This window comes from Streptacidiphilus monticola, from assembly GCF_042658505.1.
GTDB lineage: Bacteria > Actinomycetota > Actinomycetes > Streptomycetales > Streptomycetaceae > Streptacidiphilus > Streptacidiphilus monticola.
The window spans coordinates 11,188-22,414 of record NZ_JBHSQJ010000006.1; the positions used below are offsets into that span (position 1 = coordinate 11,188).

Below are 11,227 nucleotides of genomic sequence, written 5' to 3' on the forward strand. Positions count from 1 at the left end.
CGGGCGGCCCTGGGCCGGGTCACCCGGATATGCCCCACCTTCGTCCCCCGCCAGCTGGTCCGGGAGGACGCGCAGCACATCCTGGTCGCCGGGACGGCCGGGCGGACCCCGGTGGTGGCCAAGTGCCTGGCCCAACCCGCCGACGAGCAGGCGCAGTCGAGGTTCCGCCGGGAGATCGCCAGCTACCGCGCCTTCGTGCGGCACCGTCCGCCGGCGCGGCTGCCCAAGCTGGTGGCGGCCGACACCGAGCTGGGCGTCCTGGTGCTGGAGCGGGTGCCCGGACGGCCGGCCGCCCGTGAGCGCCACCCCGGGGACACGCCGACCCCCGGCGAGGTGCGCGCCATCCTGGGCGCGGTGCGCTCGCTCAACCTGTGGCGGCCGCCGAGCGGTGTCTTCGACGCCCCGCTGGACTACGCCCGGGAGATCGCGCGCTACCACGCCCTCGGCCTGCTGACCGACCGCGACCACGGGGACCTGCAGCAGCTGCTGCACGGGCTCAACCAGGTGACCCCGCAGTTCTGCCACGGCGACGCGCTGCTCACCAACGTGCTGCTCGCGCCCACCGGCCCGGTCCTGGTCGACTGGGAGCAGGCCGGCTGGTACCTGCCGGGTTACGACCTGGCGGTGCTGTGGGCCGTGCTGGCCGGGGACACCGCCGCCCGGCGGCAGATGAGCCAGGTCGCCCAGGCGGGCGGCACCCTGGCCCGGGACGCGTTCCTGGTCAACCTGCTGCTGGTGCTGATGCGGGAGATCCGGACCTACGACGTCCCCGGCGCCGGGGAGGAGCAGCGCATCCTGATCCGCCGTCTGCACGAGGACGCCGGCCTGGCCCGCCGCGCGGTCCGCGCCGCCGTGGGGACCCGCTGACCGTCCGTCGCGGCGCTACGCCCCGGCGTCCGCTCCGGGACCGTCCGTCCCCGGAGCCAGCACGCCGGCTCCCGCTTCGGCGAACAGCTGCTCCTCGGGGGGCAGTTGGGCGCGGAGCGCGAGCAGGTCCCGCAGCTGCCGCTCCAGCGGATGACGGGTGGTCAGCGCGGCCGGTCCGGACAGGCCGACCACGGCCCGCAGTGCCCGCTCCGCCGCGTCCAGCAGCGGCAGCCGCAGCAGTGCGGCCCGCCGCGGCGTGCTCGGGTCAGCGCGGTCCAGACGCGCGGCGAGACCGTCCAACTGCTCCTCGGCGCCCAGGAGTTCGGCCTCGATCCGGCCGAGGGCGACGGTCGGCGCCAGCCCCTGGCGGCGCAGCCGGAACAGCAGCCAGTCCCGTGCCGAGCGGGCGATGCCGAGGCCCACGGCCGGCCCCACCAGGTACCGCAGCACCTGCAGGTAGGCGTCCGGTTCACCCGGCAGCAGCGCCTCCTCGGTGACCGGCACGTCCTCGAGCAGCAGGTCGTGCCCACTGCCGGCGCGCAAGCCGAGCTGCTCCCAGTCGTGCTCCACGCGAAGCCCGGGGGCGTCTCCCGGGACCAGGAAGGTCCCGGCGTCCTTACCCGGCACTTCGAAGGCGAACCAGTCGAGCGCGTCCGCACCGGACACCCGCTCCACCCGCCCGCCGAGCCGCAGCCCGTCCTCCGTCCGACGGGCCGTCAACTCGGGCGCGGGCAGCACGCCCAGCAGCACCGGACGCCGTTTGGACTCGGCGACGAGTCCCCGGTAGAGCAGCTCCGGCCAGATCCGCCGCCGCGCCTGCGCCGCGTGCAGCACCAGCGTGTCCGCGACCAGCAGCGCCACCGAGGGGTCACCCCGCCCCAACTCGACCAGCACGCGCACGAGTTCCACGGGCCCGGCACCGCCCCCGCCCTGGCGCGGCGGAGCGCCGAGCAGCAGCAGGCCGGCCTCGTGGACGACTTCGACACCCTGGTACGGGAAGCCGCCCTCCCGATCGTGCTCCTCGGCGCGGGCAGCGAGCAGGTCCACCACCCGCGGCAGCCGGGCGGCCAGGTCGTCACTGCTGGTGGGCGGGGTGGTTCGGGGCATGCCAGGAGGCTAGGAAGCGGCGGTTCGTGCGTCAATCAAGGCCCGCAGGGCGGGATCTGGCGGCGACAGAACTATCCCGCACGGTCCGCGCCCGGAGCCTTGCCGGACGCCACCCACGGCCTCAGACCTTGAACATGTCCGCGGGCAGCGGCTTCATCAGCTTGTAGAGGTCGTCGCTGATCGGACGGTCCCAGGTGACGACGGTGACCAGGATGTCGTCGCCGCGGCCGAACTGGACGCAGGCGACCCGGCTCTCGCTCAGCTTGATCTTCTTCACCACGAGCAGCGCGTCGTCCAGCATGACGGGGAAGTCCTCGGTCTCCGCCACCTCGACCGGCTCGTCGTAGCCGACGGCGGCGAGCATCTGCCGCACCTCGAAGGGGACGCCGTCCTCGGGGTCGCGGGCGGGCGAACCGGAGGGCAGGTTGCCGATCAGCATGGACGGGCCGCGACCGCCCATCAGGTCGTAGCGCAGGAAGACCCCCTGGCAGGCTCCGTCCTCCGGGTCGGGCAGCAGGGCCGCGCCGAAGTCGCCCGGCCAGTCGCCCGGGTCCACGGCGAGAACGTCGAAATCCGGACCTGCGGGGGCGCCCGAACGGCGGCGGAGGAAAGCCATGCGCTCATGTTACGTGCCCGTTCGGGTTACAGCGGTGTGGCCTCCGGATGACGACGGATGGCTACTCGCCCGTACCGCGGGGCGCGAGTTGACGCCGCGATCACGTTCCGATTACGGTCGCTGACATGAGGGGGCCGAGACGCTTGGTGAACAGGTGTCAATTCCACCTTGTGAGGGCGGTTTCGGCTGCGTTCGGCGGCTGAATGCGTCAGCCTGGTGCAGGGGCGGCAAAGTCGCCGCCCGAAAAACGGCCCTCGATTCCCTGGACTCGTCGCTGATGGCTGCGTCTGCGGCCCGGCGGCGACGGGGCCCGTACCTCGCCGCGTGGGGGCGTGCGGGATGCGGGCTTTGCGCCGCGTCGACCCCGTGGGGGTGGTCGGCGCGGCGCCCTTTCGTCTCCCTTTCCCGCGTTCCCGCGGGCGTACAAAGACAGCGCGCTGCCAAACCTGCGGGCTCAGGCGCGCACACCGTCACCGAATCAGGTGAGGTCGAACTCGCCGTCCCGGGCGCCGAGGACGAAGGCGTTCCACTCGGCCGGGGTGAAGATCAGCGCCGGACCGTCCGGGCTGCGGCCGTCCCGCATGGCGATGAATCCGTCGACGAACGCGATCTGCACATCCCCCAAGCCCTGGCTGGTGGACTGCCACTGGGCCGCGCTCAGGTCGAGCTGCGGCTTCCGGCCGTCCTCGAGCACCCCTGCCCCGCCCGTGCCGCCGTGGTCGAAGAACGCGTCGCTTGCCACCTGCTGCTCCTCCCGCCGTCGTTGATCCCACTGTATTCCCAGCACCGGGGAGGAGAAGAGACCTTCGACAGGATCGCTCGCACGAGTGACGGCCCTTCAGGGTTGAACCCGGAACCGACCCTGAACCTGTGTCCGACCGGCAGTGGGGAGCCCCCGCTGTCCGCGGGCGCGGCTACCGTGGGAGAGCGGGCGAGTCGGAAGGAAGGCGGGGTGGGCATGGACACGTTGCTGATGGTCCTCGGTCTGGTCCTGGTGCTGGCGGTCGGCCTGGGGGCGCTGGTCGTCGCGGCGCTGGTCCGGGCGGCGCGGGCGGCGTCGGCCAAGGCGGAACGGGTGGCGCTCAGGGCCCGCAGCCTGGCCGGCCCGGGCAGCACCACAGGGCGCATCGCCTCCGTCCGGCTGGGCCTGCGCAACTCGCTGGAGTCCACCCGTCGGGTGCTGGAGGCCGCCCACCAGGAGGACGGCCAACTCGCGGACGCGATGGCCCTGTTGAAACGACTGGACCGCTACGGCGCCGAGGTGGACGCCGACCTGCGGCAGTTGGAGCGCGAACCGGACGCGGCCCGGGCCGCCGACCGCCTGGGGGCCTTCGAGGAGCGGGCCGAGCGCGTGCGTGCCGCGGCGGACCAGCTGCGCTGGGCCACGCAGGACCGCGCGCACCGGCTCGCGGACGACGAGCTCACCCGCCTCGGCGCGGAGTGCGCCCAGGAGGCCGAGGCCCTGCGCCACTGGCAGCGCGGCGCGCTGCCCCGCGAGGCCTGACCGCCGGCGCGATTCCGGGCGCGGGCCCCCGCCGTGGCTCCGCACCCCGCGCCAGGCACGGCTTCCGCGGGAGGGTGCCGACAGGGCTTCCGCGGGAGGGTGCCGGCAGGGCTTCCGCGGGAGGGTGCCGGCAGGGCTTCCGCGGAGGGTGCCGGCGCGGTTCCGCAGGCGGGGTCGGCTCACGGCAGCGAGGGGTCCGAGAGCGACGGGTCCGGCACCGAGTCGACGAGCAGCACACCCGTCAGTCCGAGCAGGAGCACCACCAGGCCGGCCACGGCGAACACCCCGCCGAAGACGCAGACCATGACGCTTACCCCGGCCAGCGCGCCGACGCTGGTGTCCGCCGGCACGGCCAGGTCGGGCCGGTCCGGCAGGTAGCGCACCGGCACGTGGTCCCCCACGACCCGTGGCCGGTTCCCGGAGTCCTCGATCCGGTACTCGCGGCCGTCCGCCGCGCGGAAGCCGATGATCACATGGCGCTCGCTCGCGCGGTCCTGACGGTGCGTCACATAGGTGTCCAGCACCCGCCCTTCGGCCGTGAGCCCCTGCCGCAGCGCCCCGGTGGCCTGCCGGGCCCGCCGGATCGTGAGGAAGGGCATGCCCACGCCCATGGTGAGGAAGGCCAGCCCGATGACGACGGCCACCGCGGTGACCGCCCCTGCTCCCACGCCCCCCATGAAGTCCTCCGTCGCCCTGGGGAGTCGTTGATCGTCTCCGCCACGCGGTGAGCATCGCACCCCGGCCGGGCCCCGTACGAAAATCCGTGGCCCCGTTCCCGGGCCGTACCTAGCGTGGGACGGTCCCGTGACAGACACGGGGCCCCGACTCGGAAGGGAACCGACGCCATGTCCTCCTCGCTCGGGCCGTTCGGCCCGCTCGCCGCCGCCCTCGCCGATCCGGTCAGGCTGGAGCTCTACGCCCGGACCGTCGTCGCCGGTCCGGCGGGCCTGGTCCCTGCGGGCGCCGCGGAGCGGAAGGTCCTCGCGCGGCTGGCCCAGGCTGGACTGGTCCGGCTGGCCGAGGACGGCACCGCGACGGCGGTCGTCACCGCCTTCGCCGACGCGCTGCGGCCCGCCCGGCCCGCCGCCGAGGCGCAGGACGAGGTGGCCGGTCTGCTGCAGGACGGCCGGATCACCGCCATACCGGTTCGCCCCGCCAAGCGCCGCGCGCTGCTGGAGTACGTCACCGCACGCGCCTTCCGACCCGGCGAGCACTACGCCGAACCGGAGGTCAACATGGCACTGCGGCAGTACTGGGACGACTACCCGGCCCTGCGCCGCTACCTGGTGGAGAGCGGGCTGCTCACCCGTTCCGCGGACGGCAGCAGCTACCGCGTCGCGGCCTGACCGCTCTCCTGGGCCGGCAGTTCGCGCAGCCCGGCCGCCGTCAGGCTGCCGGGCGCCCGGCCCTCTGCAGCGAACTGCCGTACCAGCCGCTGCAGTTGGGCGTTCAGGGGCGCGACCGTCCCGTGCAGGCGGGCCAGCAGCGCGATCTCGCCGTTGAGGTGGTCGGCTTCGACGGAGCCGGTGCCCCGGGAAAGGCTCTGCCAGGTCGAGCCCCCGACGCGGCCGTAGCCCGGGATCGGCCGGACGTCCATCCGGTCGGCCTGGACGGCCATGCGCTCCTCGTCCGTGGCCCAGTCGATCCCGGCGGCCGTGAGCACCCGCTCCCCCTCCTCGCGCACGGCTAGGTAGAGGTCCTCGTTCCCTGCCAGGCCGTCCCTTCCGAGCAGCGCCTCCAGGGCGTTGCCGAGGTTGTTCAGCAGCTTGCCGTACTTCCAGCGCATCGCGTCCGGTGCGACCGGGGCGTCGAACCCCGCCGCGACCAGGTCCGAGGCGATCTGCTCCGTGAACGCGCCGACGCCGCCCGGGTACTGGCCCAGCGTCAGGATGCCGCTCAGCGGAGCCGTGTGGCTGACCACGACGCCCGGCTCCAGGTGCGTGGCGGGCAGCCACACGCAGGCCGCGACGACCTGGGGGAACAGGCGCAGGGCGGTCCGCTCGTTGCTGACCCCGTTCTGCGCGCAGACCACCGGCGTGTCCTGCGCGCCGGGCAGGGCCGCCCATTCGGTGAGCGCGGCGGCGGTGTCCTGGGACTTGACGGCGAGCACCAGCACGTCGCCCGGCAGCAACGCGCCCAGCTCCGCCGCGCCGCCCACCGCGGGAAGGCGCAGCGTCTCCGCCCCGCCGGGAGTGACCAGCCGCAGACCCTCCCGCCTCAGTGCTTCGAGGTGCGCGCCCCTGGCGACCAGCACCACCTCGCGCCCGGCCTGGGCCAGCCGGCCGCCGATCGTGCCGCCGACGGCACCCGCCCCGATGATCACGTAACGCATCGTCAGATCCTATGCGGCGGAGGAGGCCCGGTGTCAGGTCCACCTGCGGGTGAGCTGCGCGACGGCGGGCAGGTCGCTGCGGACCCGGATCAGGGACACCGGGACCGGCCCCATCGCCCTGGCCCAGTCGGGGAGTGGGGCGGGGCCGCCCGCGCCGGGCATCGCGCGCAGCCGGTGGGCCACCTCCTCCGCGCCCGAGGGGCGCGCGTCCGGGTCCTTGGCGAGCAGGTGCAGCACCAGCCGCTGCAGCTCCTCGGGGATCTCCGGGCGCAGCCGCCGGGGCGGCAGCGGCGGGTCGTCGCGGTGCTGGAGCAGGATCACCAGTGGGTCGCCCTGGTGGAACGGCGGGTGGCCGACCAGGAGTTCGTACAGGACGCAGCCGAAGGAGTAGAGGTCGCTGCGCTCGTCGACGCCGCTGCCGTCGATCTGCTCGGGCGACATGTAGGCGGGGGTGCCGACCGGGAAGCCGCCGCCGTGGTGGCGGCTGGTGACGCCGAGGTCGCTGCCCAGCCGGGCGATGCCGAAGTCGCAGATCTTGACGGCGCCGTCGGGGGTCCGGATCAGGTTGCCGGGCTTGAGGTCGCGGTGGATGACGCCGCGGGCATGGGTGTACGCGAGCGCGGCGGCGATCTGCTCGGCGGCCGCCACCACCTCCGGGACGGGCAGCGGCCCGGGCGGCGGGCCTTCGAGCAGCCGTCCCAGGTCGGCCCCTTCGAGCAGCTCCATGACCAGGAACAGGATGCCGTCCCACTCGCCGAAGTCGTGGATGACGGTGATGCCGGGATGCTGCAGGCCCGCGGCCAGGCGGGCCTCCCGGCGGAAGCGCTCGCGCAGCAGCTCGGGCGGCCCGCCGCCGCTGCCGCTGTCGGGGCGCAGCAGTTTGACGGCGACGCGGCGGCCCAGGTACTCGTCCTCCGCCGCCCAGACCTCCCCCATGCCGCCGCGCCCGATCCGGTCCAGCAGCCGGTACCGGCCCAGGACCAGGATGTTCTGCTCCACCGCTTCGCGCCCCCGCCTCGCCGTCGGTCCGCCTCGCTCGTCCGCCTCACAGTATGCGGGCCGGGTACCGCGCTGTTCAGCGACCCCTCCAGGTTTTCCACAGGCCCGACCGGACGTGCTTGACGCGGCTTCCGTCTCGGGCCAAGGTGCGGGTACCTACCCACCCGTAACCAAGGGAGAGTCCTCGTGGACGCGGACGTCATCGTCGTGGGCGCCGGCCTGGCCGGCCTGGTCGCGACGGCCGAGCTGGCCGCCGCCGGGCGCCGCGTACTGCTGCTCGACCAGGAGAACGCGGCCAACCTGGGCGGCCAGGCCTTCTGGTCCCTCGGCGGCATCTTCCTGGTGGACTCGCCCGAGCAGCGGCGCATGGGCATCAAGGACTCCTTCGACCTGGCCTGGCAGGACTGGGAGGGCACGGCGGGCTTCGACCGGGACGAGGACGAGGACCTGTGGGCGCGTCAATGGGCGCGCGCCTACGTCGAGTTCGCGGCCGGCGAGAAGCGGGCCTGGCTGCGGGAGCGGGGCGTCGGCTTCGTCCCGATCGTCGGCTGGGCCGAGCGCGGCGGCTACGACGCCCTCGGCCACGGCAACTCGGTGCCGCGCTTCCACCTCACCTGGGGCACCGGCCCGGCGGTCGTGGAGCCCTTCGCCCAGCGGGTGCTGGCGGCGGTCGAACAGGGGCTGGTGACGCTGAAGTTCCGGCACCAGGTGGACGAACTGCTCACCGGGGCGGCCGGCACGGTCGAGGGCGTCCGCGGCACCCTGCTCGAGCCCAGTGACACCGAGCGGGGGGTGAAGTCCTCGCGCACCGCCGTGGGCGAGTTCGAACTGCGCGCGCAGGCGGTCGTGGTGACCTCCGGCGGCATCGGCGGCAACCACGACCTGGTCCGGGCCAACTGGCCGGCCCGGCTGGGGGAACCGCCGGCCACCATGGTGACGGGCGTGCCGGCGCATGTGGACGGGCGGATGCTCGGCATCAGCGAGGCCGCGGGGGCCCGGCTGGTCAACCGGGACCGGATGTGGCACTACGTCGAGGGCATCCAGAACTTCGCCCCGATCTGGCCGGGCCACGGCATCCGCATCCTGCCCGGCCCGTCCTCGCTCTGGCTCGACGCCACCGGGCAGCGCCTGCCGGTGCCGCTCTTCCCGGGCTTCGACACCCTGGGCACCCTGGCCCACCTGCGGCAGACCGGCTACGACTGGTCCTGGTTCGTGCTCACCCAGAAGATCATCGAGAAGGAGTTCGCCCTCTCCGGCTCCGAGCAGAACCCGGACCTCACGTCCAAGGACATCCGCAAGGCGGTGGCCGCCCGCGTCGGCAAGGGCGCTCCCGCCCCGGTCGAGGCCTTCAAGCGGCACGGCGCCGACTTCGTCGTGGCGGACACCCTGGCCGAGCTCGTCGAGGGCATGAACCGGCTCACCGAGAAGCCGCTGCTGACGCTGGAGCAGATAGAGCGTCAGGTCGTCGCCAGGGACCGGGAGATGGCCAACCCCTACACCAAGGACCTCCAGGTCACCGCGATCCACGGCGCCCGCGCCTACCGCGGGGACCGGATCTCCCGCGTCGCCTCCCCGCACCGCCTGCTCGATCCGAAGGCGGGTCCGCTGATCGCCGTCAAGCTGCACGTGCTCACCCGGAAGACCCTCGGCGGCCTGCAGACGGACCTCGACAGCCGGGTCCTGGGCGCGGACGGCGCACCGATCCCGGGCCTGTACGCGGCGGGCGAGGTGGCCGGCTTCGGCGGCGGCGGCATGCACGGCTACCGCGCGCTGGAGGGCACCTTCCTGGGCGGCTGCCTCTTCTCCGGCGGGGCGGCGGGCCGCGCGGGCGCCGAGGCGGTCGGCAGGTGACGCCCCCGCTCCGGATCGCGGTCCTCGGCGCGGGCAGCATCGGCTGCTACCTCGGCGGCCGCCTCGCGGCCGCGGAGGCGGCGCGGGTCACCCTGATCGGCCGCCCGGCGGCGATGGCCCAACTGGGCCGCGACGGCCTGCTCCTGACGGATGCCCACGGCGAACGCCCAGTGCCGCCGGAGGCGTTCGTCACGTCGACGTCCGCCTCGGCGGCGGCGCCGCCCGACGTGGTCCTGGTGACGGTCAAGTCCGGCGCCACGGCTGCGGCCGCCCGGGAGCTCGCCCCGCACCTCAAGCCGGGCGCGGTGGTGGTCAGCTTCCAGAACGGCCTGCGCAACCCGGCCGTCCTGGCCGCGGAACTGCCGAAGGCGACCGTGCTGGCGGGGATGGTGCCCTACAACGTCCTGCAGACCGCGCCCGGCCGCTTCCACCGGGGCACGGGCGGCGTCCTCATGCTGGCCGACGACCCGTCAGCGGGCCCGCTGCTGCCGGCCTTTGCGGCGGCCGGGCTGACCGTGCAGCCACGCGCGGACATGCCCGGGGTGCAGGCGGCCAAGCTGTTGATGAACCTCAACAACGCGGTCAACGCCCTCTCCGGGCTGCCGCTGCGGGAGCAGCTCGGTCAACGCGCCTACCGCGTCTGCCTGGCCCGCTGCCAGCGGGAGGCCCTCCGGGCCCTGCGCGCGGAGGGCATCGAGCCCGCGCGGATGTCCCCGGTACCGCCCCGCCTGATGCCCCTGCTGCTGCGCCTGCCGGACGCGGTCTTCCGTCGCGTCGCCAAGCAGACCCTCGCGGTGGATGCCCAGGCGCGGTCGTCCATGTGGGAGGACTTCCAGCGCGGCCGGCGGACGGAGATCGACGCCCTGCAGGGGGAGGTGGTGGCCCTGGCCAGCAAGCATGGGCTTGCCGCCCCGGCCAACTCCCGCCTGGCCGAACTGGTCCGCGACGCGGAATCCACCACGGCCCCCGCCCCCTGGTCCGGCCCCGCCCTCCTCTCCGCCCTCAGCCCCCGGTAGCGGCGCGAGGCTGCGGACATGTGCGGCTCCGCCGCGTGGGCGCGACCAGCCCACCACCCCTGAGGCCCCGTCAGGCCCCTCAGGGGTGCGAGGCTGCAGACTTGTGCCGCTCCGCCGCGCGGACGCGACCAGCCAGCAACCCCCGGGGGTTCGCCCCGCAGACGGGGCCGAACCTCCCCGCGCGGTGGGCGCCCCCCAACCCACCACCCACACGGGCGCTCGCCCCGCAGACGGAGCCGAACCTCCCCACGCGGTGGGCGCCCCCCCAACCCACCACCCACACGGGCGCTCGCCCCGCAGACGGAGCCGAACCTCCCCACGCGGTGGGCGCCCCCCCAACCCACCACCCACACGGGCGCTCGCCCCGCAGACGGAGCCCAACCTCCCCACGCGGTGGGCGCCCCACCAACCCACCAACCCCCGGAGGTTCGCCCCGCAGACGGAGCCCGCCCTCCCGGGCAGTGGGCTGGTCGCGCCCAGGCGGCGGAGCCGCGCGTGTCTGCAGCCTCGCGCCCCTGAAGGCCCCTGCCGGCCCCTACCGGGGCTCAAGAGGGCGGGCGGCAGCCATGCCGAGGAGGAAACCCGCCGCCGCCGTCACGCCGGGCACGCTGAGGATGGGCGTGAGCAGCGCCTCCGCGCCCAGCGCGGCCACCGCAGCGCCCGCCGCGAGGACGACGGGCGTCGACCGCGGCGACAGCGCGAGCGCCCACAGCGCCCAGGCGAATGCCGCCGTCAGCAGGGCCAGTCCGGGCAACCCCTGCTGCGCGGCGACCTGCAGAGCGGCCGACGGCGGGGCGGCCGCGTCCGGGGCTGCGAAGCCAGAGCCCCGCAGCGGGGAGGCCCTGACCGCGTCCAACGCCTGGTGCCAGAGGGCGACATGACTGCCCGTCACCGGCGGCTCGGCCGTGCGCGTCGCCGCCGCGGCCACCACGGCC

11 protein-coding genes and 1 pseudogene are annotated in these 11,227 nt (G+C 74.7%); 5 read left to right on the plus strand and 7 right to left on the minus strand.

Annotated features, from left to right (window positions below):
• Positions 1-867: aminoglycoside phosphotransferase family protein (locus ACFP3V_RS01545; protein ID WP_380578795.1), on the plus strand; the 867-nt coding region annotated here is incomplete at its 5' end.
• Between the two features lie 15 nt (positions 868-882).
• Here ACFP3V_RS01545 and ACFP3V_RS01550 read toward each other — a convergent pair.
• From ACFP3V_RS01550 to ACFP3V_RS01560, 3 genes are all read right to left on the minus strand, one after another.
• Complete coding sequence (locus ACFP3V_RS01550; RefSeq protein ID WP_380578797.1) at positions 883-1,974, minus strand: acyl-CoA dehydrogenase family protein; 1,092 nt, start codon at positions 1,972-1,974, stop codon at positions 883-885.
• A 121-nt stretch (positions 1,975-2,095) separates the two neighbouring features.
• Complete coding sequence (locus ACFP3V_RS01555) at positions 2,096-2,590, minus strand: hypothetical protein (RefSeq protein ID WP_380578799.1); 495 nt, start codon at positions 2,588-2,590, stop codon at positions 2,096-2,098.
• 478 nt (positions 2,591-3,068) lie between these two features.
• Positions 3,069-3,284: a DUF397 domain-containing protein gene (locus tag ACFP3V_RS01560; protein ID WP_380578976.1), complete on the minus strand. Its 216-nt coding sequence runs from the start codon at positions 3,282-3,284 to the stop codon at positions 3,069-3,071.
• A gap of 264 nt (positions 3,285-3,548) precedes the next feature.
• On the opposite strand from ACFP3V_RS01560, the gene ACFP3V_RS01565 reads away from it, so the two are divergent.
• A complete protein-coding gene (locus ACFP3V_RS01565; RefSeq protein WP_380578801.1) occupies positions 3,549-4,094 on the plus strand; it encodes a hypothetical protein in 546 nt (181 codons plus the stop codon).
• Between the two features lie 179 nt (positions 4,095-4,273).
• Here ACFP3V_RS01565 and ACFP3V_RS01570 read toward each other — a convergent pair whose 3' ends face one another.
• Positions 4,274-4,771 (minus strand): DUF3592 domain-containing protein, encoded by a 498-nt coding sequence (locus ACFP3V_RS01570; RefSeq protein WP_380578803.1) that lies wholly within the window; start codon positions 4,769-4,771, stop codon positions 4,274-4,276.
• 168 nt (positions 4,772-4,939) lie between these two features.
• Between ACFP3V_RS01570 and ACFP3V_RS01575 the strand changes: the two genes are divergently transcribed.
• On the plus strand, positions 4,940-5,440 hold the full coding sequence (locus tag ACFP3V_RS01575) for a DUF2087 domain-containing protein (RefSeq protein ID WP_380578805.1): 501 nt from the start codon (positions 4,940-4,942) through the stop codon (positions 5,438-5,440).
• Here ACFP3V_RS01575 and ACFP3V_RS01580 read toward each other — a convergent pair.
• The gene (locus tag ACFP3V_RS01580) at positions 5,422-6,426 is read right to left on the minus strand and encodes a ketopantoate reductase family protein (protein ID WP_380578807.1); all 1,005 of its coding nucleotides are present in this window, start codon (positions 6,424-6,426) and stop codon (positions 5,422-5,424) included. The two genes, ACFP3V_RS01575 and ACFP3V_RS01580, sit on opposite strands and share 19 nt — an antisense overlap.
• Before the next feature lie 33 nt (positions 6,427-6,459).
• Positions 6,460-7,425, minus strand: coding sequence for a serine/threonine-protein kinase (locus tag ACFP3V_RS01585; protein ID WP_380578809.1), 966 nt, complete (start codon positions 7,423-7,425; stop codon positions 6,460-6,462).
• Positions 7,426-7,611: 186 nt separating this feature from the next.
• Between ACFP3V_RS01585 and ACFP3V_RS01590 the strand changes: the two genes are divergently transcribed.
• Both ACFP3V_RS01590 and ACFP3V_RS01595 read left to right on the plus strand, forming a co-directional pair.
• Positions 7,612-9,276, plus strand: a complete 1,665-nt coding sequence (locus ACFP3V_RS01590) for an FAD-binding dehydrogenase (protein WP_380578811.1) — start codon at positions 7,612-7,614, stop codon at positions 9,274-9,276.
• Positions 9,273-10,292, plus strand: coding sequence for a 2-dehydropantoate 2-reductase (locus ACFP3V_RS01595; RefSeq protein WP_380578813.1), 1,020 nt, complete (start codon positions 9,273-9,275; stop codon positions 10,290-10,292). The genes ACFP3V_RS01590 and ACFP3V_RS01595 overlap by 4 nt, the downstream gene beginning before the upstream one ends.
• 535 nt (positions 10,293-10,827) lie before the next feature.
• Here ACFP3V_RS01595 and ACFP3V_RS01600 read toward each other — a convergent pair.
• Positions 10,828-11,227: pseudogene (locus ACFP3V_RS01600) on the minus strand (O-antigen ligase family protein); the annotation flags it as partial.

Coding starts and splice junctions, on each gene's coding strand:
- ACFP3V_RS01580 (WP_380578807.1), bottom strand. CDS start 6,426: ATGCGTTACGTGATCATCGGGGCGGGTGCCGTCGGCGGCACGATCGGC.
- ACFP3V_RS01550 (WP_380578797.1), bottom strand. CDS start 1,974: ATGCCCCGAACCACCCCGCCCACCAGCAGTGACGACCTGGCCGCCCGG.
- ACFP3V_RS01555 (WP_380578799.1), bottom strand. CDS start 2,590: ATGGCTTTCCTCCGCCGCCGTTCGGGCGCCCCCGCAGGTCCGGATTTC.
- ACFP3V_RS01565 (WP_380578801.1), top strand. CDS start 3,549: ATGGACACGTTGCTGATGGTCCTCGGTCTGGTCCTGGTGCTGGCGGTC.
- ACFP3V_RS01570 (WP_380578803.1), bottom strand. CDS start 4,771: ATGGGGGGCGTGGGAGCAGGGGCGGTCACCGCGGTGGCCGTCGTCATC.
- ACFP3V_RS01575 (WP_380578805.1), top strand. CDS start 4,940: ATGTCCTCCTCGCTCGGGCCGTTCGGCCCGCTCGCCGCCGCCCTCGCC.